The 21,631-nt window shown below is 67.9% G+C and carries 14 protein-coding genes; 4 read left to right on the forward strand and 10 right to left on the reverse strand.

From position 1 onward, the window contains the following. Nucleotides 1-354 precede the first annotated feature (354 nt). Nucleotides 355-1,650: an EAL domain-containing protein gene (locus tag F6X37_RS04070; RefSeq protein WP_187610443.1), complete on the forward strand. Its 1,296-nt coding sequence runs from the start codon at nt 355-357 to the stop codon at nt 1,648-1,650. Between the two features lie 12 nt (nt 1,651-1,662). Here F6X37_RS04070 and arfB read toward each other — a convergent pair whose 3' ends face one another. Then, complete coding sequence (arfB, locus tag F6X37_RS04075; RefSeq protein WP_187610405.1) at nt 1,663-2,067, reverse strand: alternative ribosome rescue aminoacyl-tRNA hydrolase ArfB; 405 nt, start codon at nt 2,065-2,067, stop codon at nt 1,663-1,665. A 189-nt stretch (nt 2,068-2,256) separates the two neighbouring features. On the opposite strand from arfB, the gene F6X37_RS04080 reads away from it, so the two are divergent. After that, a complete protein-coding gene (locus tag F6X37_RS04080; protein WP_187610406.1) occupies nt 2,257-2,898 on the forward strand; it encodes a VC0807 family protein in 642 nt (213 codons plus the stop codon). 55 nt (nt 2,899-2,953) lie between these two features. On the opposite strand, the gene F6X37_RS04085 is transcribed toward F6X37_RS04080, so the two are convergent. Genes F6X37_RS04085 through recC form a run of 3 tightly spaced genes read right to left on the reverse strand, consistent with a single transcriptional unit; the run spans nt 2,954 to nt 12,155 of the window. Continuing rightward, nucleotides 2,954-5,044, reverse strand: coding sequence for an AAA family ATPase (locus F6X37_RS04085; RefSeq protein WP_187610407.1), 2,091 nt, complete (start codon nt 5,042-5,044; stop codon nt 2,954-2,956). Then, entirely contained in the window at nt 5,041-8,766 is a 3,726-nt protein-coding gene (recB, locus tag F6X37_RS04090) for an exodeoxyribonuclease V subunit beta (RefSeq protein ID WP_187610408.1), read from the reverse strand. The genes F6X37_RS04085 and recB overlap by 4 nt, the downstream gene beginning before the upstream one ends. Beyond that, the gene (recC, locus tag F6X37_RS04095) at nt 8,763-12,155 is read right to left on the reverse strand and encodes an exodeoxyribonuclease V subunit gamma (RefSeq protein ID WP_187610409.1); all 3,393 of its coding nucleotides are present in this window, start codon (nt 12,153-12,155) and stop codon (nt 8,763-8,765) included. Before recC ends, recB begins: the two co-directional genes overlap by 4 nt. Before the next feature lie 213 nt (nt 12,156-12,368). Between recC and F6X37_RS04100 the strand changes: the two genes are divergently transcribed. Then, nucleotides 12,369-14,939 carry an FUSC family protein gene (locus F6X37_RS04100; protein ID WP_187610410.1) on the forward strand — a complete coding sequence of 857 codons (2,571 nt, stop codon included), beginning with the start codon at nt 12,369-12,371 and terminating at the stop codon, nt 14,937-14,939. A gap of 19 nt (nt 14,940-14,958) precedes the next feature. On the opposite strand, the gene F6X37_RS04105 is transcribed toward F6X37_RS04100, so the two are convergent. Together F6X37_RS04105 and F6X37_RS04110 are read right to left on the reverse strand one after the other, a co-directional pair. Further along, complete coding sequence (locus F6X37_RS04105; RefSeq protein WP_090804099.1) at nt 14,959-15,168, reverse strand: hypothetical protein; 210 nt, start codon at nt 15,166-15,168, stop codon at nt 14,959-14,961. 286 nt (nt 15,169-15,454) lie between these two features. Next, nucleotides 15,455-15,940 (reverse strand): Lrp/AsnC family transcriptional regulator, encoded by a 486-nt coding sequence (locus F6X37_RS04110; protein ID WP_090804098.1) that lies wholly within the window; start codon nt 15,938-15,940, stop codon nt 15,455-15,457. Between the two features lie 139 nt (nt 15,941-16,079). Between F6X37_RS04110 and F6X37_RS04115 the strand changes: the two genes are divergently transcribed. Further along, a complete protein-coding gene (locus tag F6X37_RS04115; RefSeq protein WP_187610411.1) occupies nt 16,080-16,748 on the forward strand; it encodes a cysteine dioxygenase family protein in 669 nt (222 codons plus the stop codon). A gap of 31 nt (nt 16,749-16,779) precedes the next feature. Here the strand turns inward: F6X37_RS04115 and F6X37_RS04120 are convergent, their stop codons facing one another. From F6X37_RS04120 to F6X37_RS04135, 4 genes are all read right to left on the reverse strand, one after another. Beyond that, nucleotides 16,780-19,584 (reverse strand): mechanosensitive ion channel family protein, encoded by a 2,805-nt coding sequence (locus F6X37_RS04120; RefSeq protein WP_187610412.1) that lies wholly within the window; start codon nt 19,582-19,584, stop codon nt 16,780-16,782. 119 nt (nt 19,585-19,703) lie between these two features. Beyond that, nucleotides 19,704-20,351, reverse strand: coding sequence for an NAD(P)-dependent oxidoreductase (locus F6X37_RS04125; RefSeq protein ID WP_187610413.1), 648 nt, complete (start codon nt 20,349-20,351; stop codon nt 19,704-19,706). Nucleotides 20,352-20,532: 181 nt separating this feature from the next. Further along, nucleotides 20,533-20,982 (reverse strand): Rrf2 family transcriptional regulator, encoded by a 450-nt coding sequence (locus F6X37_RS04130; protein WP_187610414.1) that lies wholly within the window; start codon nt 20,980-20,982, stop codon nt 20,533-20,535. Nucleotides 20,983-21,072: 90 nt separating this feature from the next. Beyond that, nucleotides 21,073-21,537: a hypothetical protein gene (locus tag F6X37_RS04135; protein WP_187610415.1), complete on the reverse strand. Its 465-nt coding sequence runs from the start codon at nt 21,535-21,537 to the stop codon at nt 21,073-21,075. Nucleotides 21,538-21,631 lie beyond the last annotated feature (94 nt).

Below are 21,631 nucleotides of genomic sequence, written 5' to 3' on the forward strand. Positions count from 1 at the left end.
GTACGGTAACTCATTGCGATTGAGAATCGGTTTCGCGCGTGGCAAGCGCGCGGGACGCTCCGGCGCATTACCGCAACGGATTGCCGCACGGCCGTAGGCAGCCGTTTTGCAGACAATTTTCGCGCCCATGCGTTTGTGATAACCCGCACATTGTCGCGCGCTGCAAACTGCTAGACTCATTTTGACCAATTCGCCGGAGTCCAGCGTGGCTGGCACCGCCCTTCGTGTTCGCGGGATGCATTCGTTTCGTTCCGGCGGCGCTTCGGGTGTGCGAGCGCTACGCGCCGAATGGGTTTGCGTGCCCCTTCATTCCCTTGCCGCAACGATCCCATGTCAGCTTTCATGCCCGCTTCTATGCCATCCGTCAGCGAATTGACCGTGAGCGGCCTGCTCCCGCACCTGGTCCGCGGCGAGTCGGGCTGGACCGCGACCTGGCGCGCGTTGACATTGCACAGCGTGTTCCAGCCGGTGCTGTCGGTCACGCATCAGTGCGTGGTCGGCTACGAGGGGCTGTTGCGCGCGTTCGATCCGGTCGGTCTGCCCGTCTCGCCCGAAGTATTGTTCTCCGGCACGCGCTCGGCCGCCGAAGCGCGCGAACTCGATCGCATCGCGCGCTGCCTGCATGTGGCGAACTTCATGGAGCAAGGCATCAGCACCGGGTGGCTGTTTCTGAACACGCGCCCTCAGGTGTTCGAAACCGGCTGGCCGCAGCGCGCTTTCATCGACGAGTTGTCCGCGCATTTCGGGCTGCCGCAGGAGCGCATCGTGATCGAAGTGCTCGAGCAGCCCGCCGACGATGAGTCCGCCGTCGCCAGCATGCTCGCCGCCTCGCAGCCGCGCGATTTTCTGATCGCGATCGACGACTTCGGCACCGGCTTCTCGAACTTCGATCGCGTGTGGCGCTTCCGCCCCGACATCGTCAAACTCGACCGTTCGCTCGTCGCGCGCGCGGGCAAGCGCGAGGGCGACGAATCGATGATCAGCCATCTGATCGCGATGCTGCATCAGTCGGGCACGCTCGTGCTCGCCGAAGGCGTCGAAACCGATGAAGAGCTGATGATCCTGATGCAGGCCGACGTCGATTTCGTGCAGGGGTTCTGGTTCGGTCAGCCAAAGAGCAGCGTGCTGGCCGCCTGCACGAAGGTGCCTGAGCTCGTCGCGTCGATCTGGAGCAAGTTCGCCGAGTACGAGCGTGCGCACGCCGGCCACCAGCGGCTCGGGTTCGAGGGCTTCGCGGAAGCGGTGCTGGCCGCCGCCGACACCTACAAGGCGACCGGTGACCTCGAACAGGCCGCGCAAAAGGTCTGGCATCTGCCCGAAGCGCGCCGCGTGTTCCTCACCGACGGCCTGGGCGAGCAGACCCAGCCTTCGGTGACGGCGGCGTCGGTCCCGCCGCCTCCGAAGCGGCTCGCGCCGCTCTATACGGAGACGCGCAGCAACTGGTCGCGTCGCGCGTATTTCCGGCACGCGCTCGCGGCGCCGGGCCGCGTCGCGATGATGGGGCCGCATTATTCGCTCGCCGATGGTCAGGACTGCTACACCGCGGCGATCGCGTTCGAGCGCGACGGCACGCACGTGCTGTGCGTCGACTTCGTGCCGGAGGCGTCGCCGCCGGATGTGCGCACCGGCAGACGCGGCGCGAGACGTTAGCGACCCACGCCGCTACTCGTGCACGCGGCCGCGCCCCGACTTGACCTCGCCGCGCCTGGCCTTGCTGTCGAGCCGCCGCAGGTTCGACCCGCGGGTCGGCCGCGTCGCGACCCGATGCTTGCGGGTCACGCTGACGCTTTCGATCAGTTCATCGAGCCGCGCGAGCGCCGCCGCGCGGTTCATCTCCTGGGTCCGATGCTCCTGCGCCTTGATGATCACGACGCCGTCGCGCGTGAGCCGGTGGTCGGACAGCGCGAGCAGACGCATCTTCAGCACTTCCGGCAGCGACGAGGCACGCACGTCGAAACGCAGATGGATCGCGCTCGACACCTTGTTGACGTTCTGACCACCCGCCCCCTGCGCGCGCACGGCGGTCAATTCGATTTCGTTGGGCGGGACCGGATAGCGGGATGTCATAGGTGGTCGGCAAGGAAGATGCGTCAGTGTACAAGCGCTCGACGCGAGATGCCCGAACTCGCGGGAAGGCGGCGGAGCGCCGGGTGCGGCGCCCGGCGGCACCGGCTCGCGAACGCTACGAAAAAAACCATTTGCGTCGGCCCGACCGGTTCATCGATACTGGTTCTTTCGCTTACGGCGTAAATTCATATGAAAATCCGTCCCGGTTTCGTGCTCGAACTGGCCGTCAACTTTCTGCTGCCGTGGCTTGCTTACCGGCTCGCGTTGCCGCGGGTCGGCGAGACCGGCGCGCTAATCGCGTCCGCCGTGCCGCCGCTCGTGTGGAGCGCGATCGAGCTCGCGCGCTTCAGGCGCGTCGATGCCCTCAGCGTGATGGTGGTGGCGGGCATCGTGCTGTCGGTCGCGGCCATGGCGCTCGGGGGCAGTCCGCGCATGCTGCTGTTGCGCGAGTCGCTGGTGTCCGGCGCGGTCGGCGTCGTGTTCCTGCTGTCACTGCCGATGCGTCGTCCTCTGATCTTCTACCTCGCGCGCGCGACGGTCGCGCGCGAAATGGAAGGCGGCGCCGCGCATTTCGAGGCGCTATGGCGCGAGCGCCCCGGTCTCGCCACCGCGATGCGAACCATGACGCTCGTGTGGGGCATCGGGCTGACCGCCGAAACCGCGCTACGCGCGTGGATGGCGCTGACGTGGCCGATCGAACGCTTCCTCGTCGTGTCGCCCTTTATCGGCTACGGCATCTACGCGGGACTCGCGCTGTGGACACTGTGGTATCGCAGGACGATGCGCAGCCGCGTCGAGGCCATCGAGCGGGCGAGCGGGATTGCCGGTTGAGCGCCGCTCGCACCACAAGTCCGCCACTCCGCTTTTTCTGCCTGCTGCCGCGCGATCAACGCGATGCTTCGGCAATCCGCGCGGCCAGCCCCGAATCACGCTGCGTCGGCGTCGCGATCGCCTGCGCGAGCACGGCCCGCGCGCCGATCACCTCGACGCGTTCGCGCGCGCGAGTAATCGCCGTATACACGAGCTCACGCGACAACACCCGGCTGAACGCCGACGGCAGCACCAGCACCGCTTGCTCGAACTCCGAACCTTGCGACTTGTGGACCGTCAGCGCGAACGCGGTGTCGTGCGGCGGCAGCGCGGCCGGCGACACCGCGCGCACACCGCCGTCGCCGGTGCGGAAGTACACGCGCAGCGCGCCGACCGCGCCCGGCAGCGCAATGCCGATGTCGCCATTGAACAGACCCAGCGCGTAATCGTTGCGCGTCACCATCACCGGACGTCCGGCAAACCACTGCGCGCCGACCGCGAGCGTGACGCCCGCGGCGCGGCGCACCTCAGCCGCCATCGCCGCGTTGACCTGATCGACGCCGCGAGGTCCGAGCCGCGTCGCACAGAGGATGCGGAAGCGGTTGAGCGCGTCGAAGAGCGGCACTGGATCGGGCGTATCGACGGCGAGCGCCCTGGCAAGCGCGTCGGCGTACGGCGCGAAGCCCCCGGCAAGTCTTGCGGTGGTGCGCTCAGCCAGCGTCGTGTGAGCGTCCTCGTGCAGCGCCGCGGCGCAGACCTCGGTCGGGTCGATCTGCAATACGTCGAGCGCCGCGCTCGGTGAGCCGTTGCGAATCGCGACGGACAAACGGCCGATCGGCGACTCGAGGCCGAACCGGTAGTTGCGCTCGAGCCAGACGACGCAGTCCGCGAGCGGGTAGCGTTCGATCGCCGATCGCTTATCGCGATCGGCCTGCTCGCCAGTCGCCGATGTCACGCCGTCACCGAACAGATCGCCCGACGCGGCTGACTCGAAGGTTTGCGGCGCCTCGGGCGGCGCAAATAAATCGTCCAACGGTGCTTCATCGACTTCACGCAACGCGCGCGGCAAAGCCCGCGCGAGCCGCGCCTCGTCGATGTCGAGCGCCTGCGCGACCCATTGCAATCCGCGCGCGCTCAACGCCGGCCGCGCGCTGAGTTCGGCGAACACCGCGCCGGCTTCGACCGCGGCGAGTTGGTCCTTGTCACCGAGCATCACGAGCCGCGTTTGCGGCCCGATCGCGTCGAGCAGATGCGTGGCCATCGCCACGTCGATCATCGACGCCTCGTCGATCACCACCACGTCATACGGCAACGGATTATCGCGATGATGCCGGAAGCGCCCGCCCGGCCCCGACCCCAGCAAGCGATGCAGCGTGTACGACGTCTGCGGCAAACGCGCGGCGAGTTCGGGCGGCAGGTCGCGCGCGCGCGCGAGCAACGCTTCCTGCATCCGTTGCGCCGCCTTGCCGGTCGGCGCCGCCAGCGCGATGCGCAAATCGGCCCGCGCATCGAGCAGACACGCAAGCACGCCGACCACGGTCGTGGTCTTGCCGGTCCCCGGGCCGCCGCTGACGATCGTCAGCCGCCCCGACAGCGCCATCACGGCCGCGACGCGTTGCCAGTCGACGTCGTCGTCTCGCGGCGGACCGAAGTAGCGCAGCAGGCGTTCGCGCAAAGCGGCGGGGGCGGTGTCGGCGTCGGCCTTCGCGGTGCTCGCCTCGCCCGTCGCATGCGCGACCAGGGCGTGGGCCAGGCGCCGCTCGTAGTCGTAGTAGCGCGCGAGATAGAGACGCCCCTGCGCGTCGATCACGAGCGGGCGCAACGCCGCCGCGCCCGCCGCGGCCGCTGCGCCATCGCTTGCCATGCCGCTCGCGAGCAGCGCCGCGCGCACTTCGGCGCTCGACGCGTCGAAGCGGCGCGCGAGCGTCGCGAGCGGCACGCACACGTGCCCTTCGGCGGTCGCGCGGCTCGCTGCGAACGCGCCGCGCGCCGCCCACTTCACCACCTCGGTCGATGCGCCACCGCGCCGCGCGAGCATGCCGATACGGCGCGCGAACCCTTCGGCGAGCGCGATGCTGAAATCGGCCGGCGCGGGCAGGTTGACGCCGATGTCTTCGAGCCCGAGCGGCGCGGCCGCGCGCTCATCAAGCGTGCCGGGCGTGCTCATGCGCCACCTCCGATCATCGCCGCGTCGAGCAGCGCCACCAGTTCAAACGGCGCACGCCGCCTGTGCACACCGGCGGCGCCGTCGACATCGCGCCAGTCGGGCCGCACGCCGCGCACGAACAGATACAGGTAGCCGCCGATATGCGTGTCGTATGCATAGTCGCGCACGCGCGTCTTCAGATAGCGATGCAGCGCGACCGTATAAAGCAGCGCCTGCAGGTGGTACGCGTGACTCGCCATCGCCGCTTCGAGCGACGCGGCCGCGTAGTCGGCGGCGGTGTCGCCGAGATGGTTCGACTTCCAGTCGACGATCCAGAAGCGGCCGTCGTGCTCGACGATCATGTCGATAAATCCTTTGACGAACCCGCGCAGCACGCCGGGCTCCAGCGCGACGTCGGGATAGCCGTATTCGATCAGCAGCTCGCGCAGCGCCGGAAAATCCAGCGACGGCGCCGCGAACAGAAACTCGAGTTCGTTCAGGCGCCGACGCGGATCGAGCCGCGCGAGCGTCATGCCCGGCACGAGTTCGGTCGAGACGACGTCGGCGATCAGCCGATGCATCATCGCGGGCAAGCGCACGGCGAGCTCGGGCGCGGCCGGCGCTGGACGCTCGCGCAGCGCGCCGCGGATCGCGTCGGGCCAGGTGCGCGCCTCGGTGAAATCGGCGAGTTCGAACATCCGATGCAGGCAATCGCCGGCCGCCGCGCCGCGCGGGAACCCGAGGATGTCGTCGTCGGCATGCGCCGGGGCGCTCGACGCGGCGAGCGGCGTGAGCAGCGGCGCGGAGGGTAGCGCATCGGCGATTTCATCGTGGTCGGGCCGCACGTCTTCCTGCGGCGCGTGCGCGTGCGCATCCGCGCTCCTGCCGCCGGCCGCGATCAGCCCGCTGAAACTTGCCATGCGCCACTGATCGCGCAACGGCCGCCGATTCGCGCGCGCGTGCAGATGCGCGCCCTGATCCCGCAGACTTTCGAGCGGCACGCGGCGCGTCACTTCGGGCAGCGCCCGCAACGTGACCGGTCCGCCCGCGAGCGCCTGCCAGCTCGCCGCGAGCGCGGCTTCGTCGGGCGGCTCGGCGAGCCAGGCGTCGAACGTGTGGCCGCTGCCACCGACGAGCCAGTTCAGCACGCTGCGCCGCGACTCCTTCGTCGAGCGCGACGACAGATACGTGCCCGCCACCAGGTAGCAGCGATACACCGCGCGCGTGAGCGCCACATAGACGAGCCGCGCGCGTTCCGCCGCCTGCTCGCGCACCGCGTAACGCGAGGCGCGCTCGGCTTCCTCTTCGTCGCAACCGTAGTGCAGCACCGCGTCGCCGCTGTCGTCGTGATACTCGCGCGCATCGGGCAAGCCCGACGAGGGCGGCTCGCGCAAGCCGCCATCGTTCAGAAACGGACAGAACACGACCGCGTATTCGAGTCCCTTCGATTTATGGACCGTGACGATCTGCACGAGATTGCGATCCGACTCGAGCCGCAGTTGCGCCTCGTCACCGCCGCCCTGCTCGCGCTGCGCGGCGAGCCAGCGCAAGGTAGGCGCGATGCCGGGCTGGGTGGCCGCGCGCGCCTGTACGAGCTCGGCGAGATGGTTCACGTTGGTCAACCGACGCTCGCCGTCGACACCCGCGACGAGCCGCTGCGCGACGCGCAGCTCGCGCACCAGCGTGCGCCACATCACCGCGAAGCCGCGTTCGTGCCACAGCATCCGGTAGCGCGAAAAACGCTCGACCCAGCCCATCGCGTCGGCGGCGTCGAGCGCTGGCGCGGGTTCGTCAACGGCCGCGGCCGCGGCCGCATCGGCGACCTGCGTGAGACGCCACAGCGCGGCGGCATCGAGCCCGAGCCAGTCGGTGGCGAGCGCGGCGCGCAGGCGACGCAGATCGCCGGGCGTGTCGATGGCGGCCAGCACGCGCTCGATCTGCTCGGCGTCGAGCGTCGCGAACACCGACGCCTGCGCAAGCTCCACGCTGCCGACGCCCCACGCCGCGAGCACGCGTTTGACGAGGCTGCCCTGCTTGTGCGTCTGCACGAGCACGGCGATATCGCCCGGTGCGAGCGGCTTGTCGCCGATCGTCACGACACCTTCGCGCGCCCCTCGCAAAAGCCCCACGATCTCGGCCGCGCACGCTTCGCTCGCGGCGCGCTGCGCGCTGCGTTTGTCCAGCGGCGTTGCGCCGCGCGGCAACGTCCAGATGCGGAAATCGCCGCCGCTCGCGTCGGGATCGGTAAACGGCGCGCGGCGCCGCTCGCCCGCACGCACTGGCTGATAGTCGAGCCCGTCGAGCACGAACGCCTGGCGGTTCGCTTCGAAGATCCGGTTGCACGCCTCGACGATCGGTGCGGTCGAACGCTGGTTGACCGCGAGCGTGTAGCACGCGGACGCCGACTCGCGCGCCGCGAGATACGTATGCAGATCCGCCGCGCGAAAACTGTAGATCGCCTGCTTCGGATCGCCGACGAGGAACAGCGGTCCCGCCGGCGCGAAGATGCGGCTGAAGATCGCGAATTGCAGCGGATCGGTGTCCTGGAACTCGTCGATCAGCGCGGCCGGATAGCGGCTACGCAATGCATCGGCGAGCCAGGCATGCGCGGCCAGTGCGCGATACAGATTCGCGAGCAGATCGTCGAACGATACAACGCGGCGCGTGCGCTTGCGCGCCACCAACTCGGCCGGCGCGTAGTCGAGCCATGTCTGCACCAGCGCGAGCCAGCGCGCGCGCTGCGCGGCCTCGGCGGCGACCACGGCCGCGGCCAGCGCGTCGGCATGCTCGAAGAACGGATGTGCGGGCGGCTCGAACTTGACCTTGGTTGCCTTCTTCAACGCCGACGCCGTCAGCTTCAGCGCGGCGCGCGGCGGCGGCGCATGGCAATCGCCCTGCGCGAAGTAGTCGGTCCACGCGGCGATCGCGGCGCTCACGTGATCGGGCTTGTGCGTGGTCTTGCTCAGGCGCTCCTGTGCCTCGGCCAGTAGCGCGACGATCGCGTCGCGTTCGGCCCGCCAGATCGCGCACGCGACATTGAAGCCGGCCTGCGGATCGGCGCTTGCGCCGGCCGCGTCGACGCTGCCCCAGCGCAATTGCGCGAGCGGCTTTTTCAGGCGCCGTGCCAGCTGCTCGTCGAGCGACGCGGGACCGGCGCGCTTGGCCACCAGCCACGCGGCGAACGCCGGATGCGCATGCGCGACCGGCTCGACCTGCTCGCGCCAGAAATCGGCGGCGAGTTCGAAACGCAGCGCCGCGTCGTCGGCTTCCATCTCGAACGCGAATGGCATCGCGGCCGCGAACGGCGCTTCCTGCAAGGCGCGCTGACAGAACGCGTGGATCGTGTGGATCGCGGCCTGATCGAACGTGCGCAGCGCGCGGCGCACGACCTTCAACGCGGCCTCGCGCTCGATACCGCGCTCCGGCGCGAGCGTCGTTTCGAACAGCCGGCGGATGAACGGATCGTCGCCGTCGTCGTCCATCTCGATCGCGCGATGCAGTTCCGCGAGACGGCCGCGTATGCGCTCGTGCAGCTCCGCGGTCGCGGCCTTCGTGAACGTGACGACGAGAATCTGATCGGCGTTCAGGTTCTTTTCGAGCAGCAGCCGCACGTACAGCGCGCAGATGTTCCACGTCTTGCCGGTGCCCGCCGACGCTTCGATCTGGTTCACGCCGTCGAGCGGACATGCGAACACGTCGAGTTCGTCGGCGGCGAGGCTTTGATGGCGCAGCGCGTCGCTCATGAGGCGCTCCGCAGATGCTGGATCAGTGGCTTGAAGACGATCGCGGCGAGGCTGCCGAACGGTTCGTCGAGCGTGAGCGGTGTGCCGCGCAGCGCGATGCGCAACGCGGGGTCGTCGGATTCGCCGCGCACGCGGTCGTTGACCCATACGCCTTGCGCCGCCGATTCGCTTTCGCTGAGCCGCGCCCATGCGCTTTTCGGGAAAAAGCGCAGCGGCAGCCGGCGGCCGGCATTGAAGAGCGCAGCCAACGGCGCGAGTTCGTCGAGCGGAGCCGCGACGGGCGCGAGCTCGAAGCTCTCGCCGCTGCCGTGCCATACGGTGCGGCGCGGGCCGTCCGGCTGCGCCGCGCAATAGACCAGATGCGCGAGCCACGCGGACAGATAGTCGCGCGCGCTGGCTTTGGCATAACGAAAGATCACTTGTCCCGTTCCGGTCAGCAGGTTCAACGTGCCGCGCAATTGCAGCGGCGTTTCGGCGGACTCGCGCAGCAGCGCGTCGTAGTCGCCAAACAGGGAGACGGCGCTGTCGGTGCCAGCGCCGCCTTGCGGCCAGCGCGGCGAGACGTCGAGCACGAACGGCAAACGCTCGACGCCCGCGGCCACTTCGCGCCGCACGCTTTGCGCCAACTGCCGCAGCGCGGACAGCTCGCGCGCGCGCCAGACCGCGCCGGTCGCGCCGCCGGGCAACTCGGGGCTCGCCTCGGCGACGCGCTGCACGCGGCTATAGATCACCTCGTCGTCGGTGCCGGCGTCTAGCAGGACCGGCAGCAGGCGCTCGGCGAGTGCGTCGCGGCCCGCATAGTCGAGATCGAACGGCTCGGTGTCGAGCAACTCGCCCTGCGCATCCGACAACGCGATACCGAGCCGGTCGCGCAGCAGTGCGCGCGCCGGATGACGCCAGAAGCGCACGAAGTCGTCGAACGCCACGTCGTGCATGTCTTCCGGCGGCAGCGGTTGATCGAAGAACGGCGTGGCGGCGGCATGCTGCGGTTCGGCAAGCAGCGTGGCCAGCTCGGCGCGATTGGCGTCGTAGGTGAACAGGTCGGGCTTCGCCGCGAAGTAGTCCGACGCGAACGCCTGCAACGGATGCTCGACGATGAACTCGCGCCGCGCGCTGTCGACCTCGGCCGGACTCGCGCCCTCGCCCGCCGACACCTGCGCGAGATGATCGAGCAGTTCATCGACGAGCGCGGCCGGCGGCAGCGGCGCGTTATCGCGAATGCTGCGGCCCGTGTAGGCGATGAAGAGCCGCTCGCGCGCGGCGAGCAGCAGATCGAGGAACAGATTGCGCTCGTCGTCGCGGCGCTGACGGTCGCCGGCCTTGCCAAACGCGGCCATCAGATCGAACTCGTCGGCACGCGCGAGCGACGGCAGCACGCCGTCGTCCATGCCGAGCAGGCAGACCACGCGGAACGGCAAACCGCGCAAGCTCGTCAGCGAAGAAAACGTCACGCTGCCCCACGGCACGCCACCGCGTGCGGGGTCATCGAGCGCTTCGGTGAGCGCGGTGCGCACCACCGACGCCGGCAGCAACACATCATGCGCGCCGGCCTGCATCGCGGCGCTCATCGCATCGAGCGCGTCGCGCACGGCCGCGAGCGAATCGGCGAACTCGACACCGCCGTCGAAGCACTGCCCGAGCGTTTCGAGCAGCAGTTGCGACCAGTCGGACGGCGTGCGCTCGATCGCGCAGCTCGCCGCGAAGCTGTCGATGTCGTCGACGAAACGCGACAGACGGCCGAGCAGTTCAGCATCCGAACCGCCCGCGCCTTCGACCGGCAGCCACGCATCGACCGGTTCGCCGCCTGCCGGCATCGCGTAGCCGAGGTACAGGCGCGTCAGCGCATCGGCGAACGTATGGCGCGCGACCGGCACGTGTTCACCCAACGGTTCGAGCGGCGCGAGCCCGCGCCGCGCGCCGGCGGCCGCGAGCCATTCCTGCGCGGCTTCGAGCGAATTCGCATCGATGCCGTAGCGCACCGCGACCGCGTCGACGCGCAGCCATTCGATCAGATCCGGCGCGCCGACGCTGCGCTCGGGCAGCGCGAGCCAGTCGAGCAACAGACGCGCGACCGGATTGGCCTGCGACGGCGGCAGGCCGGTAATGCGGTACGGAATGCGACGCGTGTCGCCGGCGGGCGTGGTGCCGAACACCGCATCGATCAGCGGACCGGCCGCCGCGAGATCGGACACCGCGACCAGCACGTCGGACGGCTGTAGATCGTCGAATTCGTCGAACCAGCCGAGCAGGCGATCGTGCAGCACTTCGAGCTGCCGGGACAGGCTATGACAGACGTGCACCTCGATACCGCGCTCGATAGGCAACTCGTCGGCATCGGCCTCATTGCGCAAAGCGAGGATGCCGTTCTGCACGGCGGCGAGCCAGCTCGGCTCCGGGTTTTCGGTGAAGTCGCCGGTCTCGGCCGATGCGGCGCTTTCGGTCAGCTCGTGCAGCATATGCAGCTGCGCCTGAGTCTGGCGGCCCCATTCGGCGAGCAGCGGATGACCGACTTCCTGATAGTCGAGCTGCCCCGCCGCGTCGAGTGCCTGCACGCGCCCTTCGCTGACCACGTCGAACCAGAACTCGCGGCACGGGTTCATCACGTACAGACGCACGTCGATCCAGCGCGACAGCGCGCGCAGCAACGCGATATGCAGCGGCGGCATGGTGGGCAGCGCGAACACGCTGACCGCCTCGGGCCATCGCGCGTTCGAGATCGCCTCGAGATCGAGCGCCGCGATTTCATCAAGGAACCGATACGCGGGCGGCAGCGCGGCCGCGGATGTTTGCGCATGACCGCCGGCTTGCGCGAGCTCGGCGAGCACCGCGCGCCACAGCGCCGCCTGCCAGCGCTCGTCCTCGCGCGCCGCGTCGCTCGCGCCGGTCAGACGCGGACCGGTGTCGTCAGCCGCGCCGCTCGCGAAGATCGAGCCGCCCTTGTGCCATTGCAGCAGCCATTCGGGACGATAGGTCAGATAGTGATCGAGCACGGTCGCGACGCGCCGCGCGAGTTCGTAGCGCATCGACGCGTCGGCCGCATCGAGATAGGCGCGCAGACGCGGCGACGCGTTCCACGGCAGCGCTTCGTCTGAGTCGTCGAGCAGCCGGTAGCAGCGCCACACGAGCCGGTCCGGCGCGAACGGCGAATGCTTCGGCACCTCGATCACGCCGCCGATCTGCGCCCACAGCCATTGCGCGAGATAACCAAAGTTAACGTTCGCGCAGATGCCCTGGCGCGCGGCGATATCGAGCTCGAGCCGCCGGCGCACGGCCGCGCTCGGCACGATCACGGGCCGCGCGGTCCACGGATCGGACGGCGCTTGCGCGAGGTCGCCGAGCAGCGCGCCCACCAGCGTTTCGTAGCGGTTCGAGTAGAAGAGCTGAAGCATGGATTCCAGATCACATTTGGCACGCTGATGGCCCGCGAGCGATGCGCGCGAGCCACGGCGGACATTGAAGTGACAGCATAACAAACCCATCCCCAGGGCATAACCTGGCCGAATGGACGAGGTCAGAACGCGCGCAAAATCAGTTAGACTCGACGGCAGTTTCGCGCTGTCTTTCCAACTGCGGTTTTCTCGGTGAATGGATTCAGGTAGTCGATGCGCTATTCGGTCGAAATAAGAAAATTCCTTTATAGCCAGTACTTTTATGGCGGCCTGCGCATCGCGGTCGGCGTGTCGTTACCGGCCGTCCTGTGCCTGATCGTGTTTCACAATCGTGACCTCGGCTTCACGATCGCGACCGGCGCGCTCGGCGCCTGCGTCGTCGACATGCCGGGCCCGCTCAAGTACAAGCACAACGAGATGCTGGCCTGCTCGGTGATCGGCTTTCTGTCCGCGCTCGCCACCGGCCTCGCCACCGTCAATCCGCTCGCGCTGTGGTGCACGGTCGTGCCGCTCACGTTCGTGCTGTCGCTAATCGTCGTGTACGGCAATCGCTGGCCGCAGATCAGCTTCGCGACGCTGTTCATGATGATCATGACGCTGGAGGAGCACTTCACGCCCTTGCAGGCGCTCGTCAACGCGTCGTGGATCCTGCTCGGCGGTCTCTGGTACACGTACTGGTCGACCTTCGTGAGCCGCTGGATGATGCATCGGATCGAGCAGCAGGCGCTCGCCGAAAGCGTGTTCGCGTGCGCGGACTATCTGCTCGCGCGCGCCGCCTTCTACGATCTCGACAACGATCTCGACGAGTGCTATCGCAACCTCGTCGACAAGCAGATCTCCGCGGTCGATCGCCAGGACGCCGCGCGCGACATGGTGCTGCGCAATCTGCCCAGGTTGAAGCGCGGCAAGCTCGAACCACGCCGCGCGATGCTCTACAACCTGTTCATCAATAGCGTCGATCTGCACGAGCTGTTCGTCGGCGCGCAAACCGATTACCCGCTCGTGCGCAGCACGTTCGGCGGCTCCGATCTGCTGGTGTTCTATCGCGATCTGATCCGCAAGGCGGCCGAAGATCTCGAGGAGATCGGCCTCGCGGTGCTGCAGGACCAGGCGCCGCGCATGCGCGTGAACGTGAAGGCGGAATTGCGCGCGATCGAGTATGAAATCGAACTGATGCGCAAGCAGGAGCTGCCGACGCAGAACCCGGAGGCGTATTCGGCCGTGTCGTCGAATTTCCGCCGCATCTGGAGCGCCACGCGGCTGATCGACAAGATGCGCCGAAGCCTTGCCGCCGAGCCGAGCCCGACCGAAACCGAACTGCGCATCGACCAGGCGCTGAGCCGTTTCGTGTCGAGCCGGCGCGTGCCGTTCGGGCAGATCCTGTCGAATCTGACGATGGCCTCGCCGAGCTTTCGACACGCGTTGCGCGTGACGATCGCGGTCGCCGTGGGCTTCTGGCTCGGCCGCCTGCTGCCGCTCACGAACGCGTACTGGATCGTGATGACCACCGTGATCATTCTGAAGCCCGGCTACTCGCTGACCAAGCAGCGCAATGGGCAGCGGATCATCGGCACGCTGATCGGCTGCGCGGCGAGCATCGCGCTGACCATCTTCGTGAAGGAGCCGCACATCCTGATGGTCGTGATGTTCGCGTCGATGGTGATGAGCTACAGCCTGCTGCTGTTCAACTACACGGCGAGCGTCGTGTTCACGTCATCGTATGTGCTGCTGCTGTTCCATCTGCTCGCGCCGGGCAGCATGCGCATCATCGGCGAGCGCGCGATCGACACCGTGGTCGGCTGCGCGATCGCGATCGCGGCGAGCCACCTGTTCCCGTACTGGGAGTACCGCTTGATGGGCAAGCTCGTCAACAACATGATCAGCGCGACGCGGCAGTATCTCGAAGCGAGCTGGTGGTGGAGCGGCAAACCGGCCGCGGCGGTGGCCGCGGCCGTGACCGAAGCGGGCGCGCGCGCGCCGGCGGCGGCGATGGCGGATCCGGCGATCGGCTTTGGCGGCCCGGCGCTCGCCGTCGCCGTCGCCGTCGCCGGCTCCGGCGCCGGCTCCGGCGCCGGAGCCGGAGCCGGAGCCGGTGCCGGTGCCGAAGTGGCGAGTGGCGTCGGTGCGCGCGGCGCGGGGCGCGCCGGCGTGGCACAGCCGGTCGCCGACGCCAATGCCGAGGCGAACGCGGGCGAGGCCAGCCATGACGCCACCACGATCCGCAACGCGACCGCGCGGCCGGCAAGCGGTGCATCGGTCGCCGCTGCCGCCGCGGCGACCGCGCTCGACCGCGATTACCGTTATCGGCTCGCGCGCAAGAACGTTCACGTTGCGTTCGCGAATCTCGGTCAGGCGTTCCAGCGGATGATGCTCGAACCGAAGTCCGCGCAGAAGTTCGTGCCGGAGTTGAACGGTCTGCTGGTGCGCAGCCATGTGCTCGCGTCGCAGATCACGGCCGCCGCGCCGCTGTTGCGCACTTCCGCGCAACAGCAGCACCAGGTCGAGGATATCTCGCTACAGCCGCTGCAGCGCGCTTTGAGCCTCGTGCGCGACAACCTGAGCGCCGCCGAAGCCGGCACCGCGTTGCCCGCCGAGCAGGGCGAGCAGATCAAACTGATGAGTCGCGAACTCGATGCGATGGTCGTCGAAACGGAGAAATCGCCGGACTATACGGCCGATGCCGTGCATGACACGAAGCTGCTCGCGCATCAATGCAAGCAGATGCTCGCGGCGTCCGCGCAGATTCGCAAAGACGCGAGCATGATCCGGCTACCGGAGGAGTGAAGCAGGAAGCGCGCGGGCGTTATTGCGCGGCGCCGCTCGCCGGTTTCATCGCGGTGGCCGCCGCGGCTGCCTGCGAAGCCACTGGCGGCACCTGCGTGGGCTGGCTGTCGAACTCGTGCTTTTCGCGGATCGCGTTATAGAACAGCGTGGCAATCACCAGCAGGATCGCCACCACGATAAAGACGGAGATGCCAAAGGTCGGATTCTTCTTGCGCGGCGGTCTGGTCATGAAGCGGGCTCGATTCGCGACGCAGTCGCGGATGGGTCGGAGAAGGCGGCATTCTACGCCCAGTGGGCTTGCACGCGGCTTGCAGCCGGGGGAGCAGTATGGATGCGCTGTGGCGCGTTTACGGTCGAGGCAGCAAGCGGCGCTCCTGACGGCACGCGATCTGCCTCGTATTGCTGCGGGTGATTTTGGTCTGTGCTCTCCCGTCGCCTTAAATGCATCGACCACGTCGCCATCGTAGCGAACCCGTGTTCCGTTCGTTCGTCACCGCCCCATCGCATGTCGCGCGTCAGCCGTTATTTGTGACAGTCACAGCCGGCCGCACCGGCAATGCCGTCGAATACTTGATCTGCTCCATCGCAAAGCTCGAACTCACGTCGTACAGCGGCACGGCCGTGATCAACTGTTTGTAGATCCGGTCGTAGTCGTCGATATCGGAGACCACCACGCGCAGCAGATAGTCGGTCTCGCCGCTCATCCGGTAGACCTCGACCACTTCGGGAATATCGCGCACCGCCTGCGTAAATGCGGCGGCCCATGTCTCCGTGTGCTGATTCGTCCGCACCGCCACGAACACCGTGGTTCCGACCCCGAGCTTGCGCGCGTCGCACAGCGCCACCTGCGCGCGAATCACGCCCGCCTCCTTCAGGCGCTGCAGCCGCTTCCAGCAAGGCGTCTGTGACAGGTTCACGCGCTGCGCGAGTTCGGCGATCGGCATCGTCGCGTCTGCCTGCAGCAATTCGAGCAGCTTCCGATCGATGATATCCATACTCATACCACCCACCCCTCATAGGAAATTATTCTACTTTTCTGACGGTCGAGGGAATTATATGGAAACTCTTTCTCCGGGCAAACCGGTATAAATATCGATACCGAAAATTGCCGAACTGCAGCGCCCGCGCTGCAATAAAACCATGAGCGACGACCTTCGCGCCACCGCTTTCGAGCACCTTCCCGACTACCTGAAGCCGCTGCCGGACCCGACCCGACTTGAAGCGGCCGCGTTACCGACACAAACGCTGGGCGAGATCGGGCGCACACCGGTCGAGCGCCTGTGCGACACGCTCGACGCGATGTTCGAAGCCTGCGCGAAATTTCCGGAACCGTCGCATTCGACGTTCTTCGCGCGCACCATGCGGCTCGCGCTCGCCGAGGCGGCCGCGGACCCGGCGCTGCTCGCACCGATGCAACGCGAAGGTTCCGCCGACACCTATCGGCGCCATCTGCTCATCGCCGATCCGCAAGGCCGCTATGCGATCGCCGCGCTGGTCTGGCAGCCCGGCCAGGCGAGCGCCGTGCACGCGCATCACACCTGGTGCGGTTACGCGGTGGTCGAGGGCAAGCTGAGCGAAACGGTCTTCGAATGGGACGACGCGCATCAATGCGCGAGCGCGCTGCGCGCTCAGACGCGCAAACGCGGCGCGGTGTCGTTCGTGCGCGGCGGCCGTGCTGCGATTCATCGGCTTGGCAACAGCAGTGATGCGCCGGCGGTGTCGCTGCATATCTATGGCGTCGAAGGCGCGCGGATCGGCACGCACGTGAACGACATCGTGCGCATGGCCGACGCGGCGGAGATGGTTTGACGGTTGCACGGCCCCCAAACCCACCCCCGCCTCAATTCTTCCCACCCACATCACCCGCCGTCGGAATCTGCGGCGGAATCGGCGCGGTCTGTCCGGTCGTCGGCGGCGCCGGACGCGGTTCGTGCGACACGTCACGGGCGGGCGCAAGCGGCACCTGTGTCGACGCGCGCGCCGACGGGCCAACGACGCCCACCTCATACTCAGCTTCGCGCGGATACTCGTGCGGCCCTTCGCGGTCTCTTTCGCGAGTGGGTTCATGCGCCCTTTGATGGGTTTTGCCGCGCGCGCCGTCCCGCGCCCGCTGCTGCGCCTCGCCATGCGCATGCCGGCTGTCATCGGCACCAGCATTCACAGGCGCGACGAACCCGGTCATCTCATCGTCGCGCAGCGGCTCGCCCTCGCTATCTTTCGACGATGTGTACAGCCGCATCTGCGCGACCGGAATCTCGATGCCGGCCTCGTCCATCTTGCGCTTGAGCCGCAAATTGAACGCGCGCGCGACGCTCCATTGCTGCAGCGGCCGCGTCTTGATCTGCCCTTTGACGACCATCCAGTTCGGATCGAAGCGGTCGAGGCCCCACACCTCGATCGGCCCGAGCATCTCGCGCCGGTAGCGGAAGTCGGCCATCAGCTCCGCGCCGACTTCGCGAATCAGCTGCGTGATCTCGTCGACATCGGTCGAGAACGACATGCGCACCTCGAACACCGCGTACGCGAAATCGCGCGACAGGTTCTTCACGATCTTGATCTGCGAGAACGGAATCGCGTGGATCGCGCCCTGCCCGTCGCGCAGCCGCACGGTGCGGATCGACAGATGCTCGACCGTGCCCGCATGCCCGCCATCGACGTCGATCCAGTCGCCGACCGAGATCGTGTCCTCGATGATGATGAAGAGGCCGGTGATCAGGTCGGTCACCAGCGACTGCGCGCCGAAACCGATCGCCAGACCGATCACGCCCGCGCCCGCGAGCAGCGGCGTCACGTTGATGCCGAGGTTCGCGGCGGTGACGATCCCACCGATCGTCATGATCGTGACGAGCAACACGTTGCGCACCAGCGGCAACATCGTGCGGGCGCGCATGCTCGGGCTGCGCGCCTTGTTGCGCGGGCTGCCCGGATTGAGCGTCTCGGTGATCGCGGTGTCGACCAGAATCCACAGCAGCCACGCGATGAACACGGTGGCGACGATCGCCGTCATCGCATGCGCGACGCCGCGCGCCGCCACGTTCCTCTCGATCACCGCGGCCAGCGACACGCCCCACAGACGCGCCGCGGATTCGAAGAAAAACAGCCAGATGAACAATGTCAGCAAGGTGCCGCAAAAGCGCAGCAGCCGCGTCAGATACGGCGAGCGGCGCCGCGCGCGGGCGCTGCGCGGCCGCGTCATGCGCAGCACGATCGCCGACAGGAAGAACGCCAGCACCAGCAGCAGCGCGGTGACGATCGAGATCTGCAGCACGTTTTCGCTGGAGCCGGAGCCGCCGAGCGTCGCGACCACCGACGCAGCCGAGAGCACCAGCACCGGCACGTGCCACAGCGCGGCGAGCACCTCGAACGCTTCGGTCGCGGCCTTGTGGTCGTTGCGCTGTTCGTACGGCCGGTTGCGGATCAGATGCGCGACCGGCCGGCGAAACGCGAGCGCGAAATAGCCGGTCAGCACGGCGGCCGTCATGTTGGCCGCGGTCGAAATCAGCGCGGCGAGGTTGGTGCCGAGCTGATGCTCGACGTCGTAATTGACGGCTGCGTCGCCGAGCGCGCCGCACACGCCGATCACGAACAGCACGCGGCGCGCGTGATCGATCAGCAGACGCACCGCGACGCGGCGGTGGCCCGAGCCGAACAGCGAAAACATGATCAGACAGATCGCGGAAAACACCGCGCCCGCGACGATCGCATACGCGACCACCATGCCGAGCGTGCGGCCGAGCGAATCGGGCATCGCGCGCATGAACAGCAGCGCCGCGATGAACGCGATGATCCACGGACCGACGCGGCGCAACGCGAAGATCAGCAGCTCGCGCGTGGTGGGATTGGGCCGCAGCACCAGCTCGACACCGAAGCGCCGGTGCAGCCGTTGCTGCAGATAGATCAGCGCGCCGGCACAGGCGCCCCAGCCGGCCAGCATCCCCAGCATCGCCAACAGGATCGTGCCGACACCCTCGTGTCCCTGGCCCGAGACGATCGTGTACAGCTCGTTGCCGGCCGCGGTCACGCGCCCGCTCCAGTAGCGCACCGGCGTGCGGCCCTGATGCACGTCGGATTCGAACGACGCGATACCCGAGGCGATCGCGCCGAGCAGGCCCGGGCTAGGTTGCGCGGACGCGGGCGCAGGTGGCCCGACGGTTTGCGCGGCGCTTTGCGACACGTCGCGCAGCTTTTTCAGCTGGGCAACGAGCGCGCTGCGCTGGCGGTCGTTGTCGAGCGTGGCGATCACGCTGTCGAGCGAGCGCGCCAGCTCCGCCTGGCTCGCGGGCGACGGCGCCGACGCCGCCTCGGGCGCCGACGCCCCCGATGCCGCGGACGCCGGCGTCGCGTTCACCGTCGCGCTGTTGATCAGGCTCTGCAATGCCGGGATCACCGGCGTGCCGCCGCCGACCGCGGGGCCCGCGGCTTGCGCCATGCGCGGCAGCGCGCCGAGGCACAGAATCAGGGCGGCGCACAGCAGCGCGGCAAACCAACCGACGGCATCTGTGCTCGCGCGCGGGCGGGCGTCGCCGCTGGCCGTGTCGCGAGCGGTGTGAGCGGAGGAGAGATGGGGGGCGCTGAGAATCGCCGGCTGCTGCCCGCCGCCAGACGGCGCAGCCTCGGACTCACGCTGCGACGGGCATGACTGCATGGCAAATCCGTGAGAAAACGGCAGACGCCAGTGTAGCCGCAGTTTCGCCCGGCGCGGCCGAACATGCGTAACCGAATGTTAGTACGCTTGCGCGGCCGGCGAATTCGAACCGCCGCTCGTCAGTACGCGACCGTCGCGATCTGGCGGATGAAGCGGCCCTGCTCCAGTTCGTCGACGAACGCGATCGCGTAGTCTTCGGCCGAAATGCGGCTGTTGCCGTCCGCGTCCGCAATCAGCGTGTTCGCGCCCGTGCGGTACTTGCCGGTGCGCTCGCCCGGCGCGATCAGCGCGGCCGGCGCGAAGAACGTCCAGTCGAGATCGGTCACGCCGCGGTAGTACTCGAAGGCGTCGCGGTGCGCGAGTGCAATACCCTTGTACGCGTCCGGAAAGCCGTCGGTATCGACCAGTTGTTTGCCCGGCGCGACTTCGAGCGAGCCCGCGCCGCCTACCACGACGACGCGCTTCAGCCCCGCCGCGCGCACCCCCTCGACCAGCGCGCGTGTCGCTTGCGTCAGCGTGGCGAGATCGCCCTGCGGCGGCGCATACGCGCTTGCGACCACGTCCTGACCGCGCACCGCCGCGCCGACGCTCGCGGCGTCGAGCAGATCGGCCTGCGCCGCATGCAGATTCGCGACGCCAGCCGGCACGCGCGCCGGATCGCGCACCAGCGCCGTCACCTGATGCCCGCGACGCGCGGCTTCCGCGGCAATCCGCGAACCGATCATGCCAGTCGCGCCAAACAGGGCGATCTTCAGTTGCTTGCTCATATCAGCATACTCCTCAGGTTGTCTTATATGTAACTTTTATAGTTACACATAACGAGAAAAAAAGCGGGGCGCTCACCCCCGTTCCTTTGTTTGGCACGCGTGCCGGACCAGTTCGACCCGCGCCCTACGACACTGTGCTTCTATCGTTCACCGCCGCCGCGTCTTGCGCGCGAAGGCACGCTCAAGCACGGCGTTTGCGCTCGCGCTGCTTCTCCGAGCGGACCACGTCGGCGGTCGCGTCGGCGAGCGTGCGCGCGGCCAGCGTCGCTTCCATTGCCTGCTGCGCTTCGTCGATGATCCCGCTCAACACGCTCTGGATATTGCGCCCCACCATGCACGCCGGATTTGGCTCCTCGCGATGCAACGCGAACAACTGCGCGTCTTCCACCGCGCGATAGACCTCGAGCAACGTGATCCGTTCCGGCCGCCGCGCAAGCAACGCGCCGCCACCGGCGCCCATCTGCGAGGTGGTGAGGCCGGCGTCGGAGAGCATGGTCAGAAGCCGGCGAATGAGCGCGGGATTGGTGTTCACGCTGCCCGCGATCATCTCCGACGACAACGGCACGCCACCCTGTAGCGACAACAGCGCGAGCACATGCACGGCAAAGGCAAACCGGCTACTCGTGTTCACGGCAGATCCGTCCCGAAGCGACAATGTGTAACCATCGTAATTACATATAACGCTAACGTCAAACGGCGAAACCGGATCGAACGGCGCGAGTCATTTATCCATCTGCTTCTGCGCGTCGGCGGAATCGGTCGATGCAGTCGACGAAGCCGACGCGCCCGCATTCTGCGCCGACCACGCCTGCAGCTTGCGCCCCGCCGTTTCGAGGCCCTGGCCCGTGATCGACGCGGCCTTGCCGAGCTGCGCGTTGGCCGCGCTCGCCGCGTTCTGCAGGTTGGCCTGCGCGCTCGACGCGAGCGCGGCGGGGTCGATCTTGAGCGACGGCGCGGAGGCCGAGTCGAGGTTCTGTTGCGCGGCGTCCTTGGTCGCGTCGACCTGTTGGCCGACGTAGCTCGCGGCCTGATCGAGCTTCTGACCGGCAAGCTGTGCGGCGTCGTTCAGCTTGCCCGCGGCCTGGCCGGCCGACGCGTCGTTCTTCTGGCACGCGGCCAGCGCGCCGAACACGAGGACCACGACCGCCGCGCGGCGCAATAACGATGAGGAAAGAGATGAAATCATGATCTGGAAGGAGCCGCGTCGGGCGGCTCGCACATGCGAAGACGTGCCCATGATACCGCCGTTGCGCGGCGCGCCCGCTTCGGATCGCCCCGGC

The organism is Paraburkholderia sp. 31.1 (genome assembly GCF_014397645.1).
GTDB lineage: Bacteria > Pseudomonadota > Gammaproteobacteria > Burkholderiales > Burkholderiaceae > Paraburkholderia > Paraburkholderia tuberum.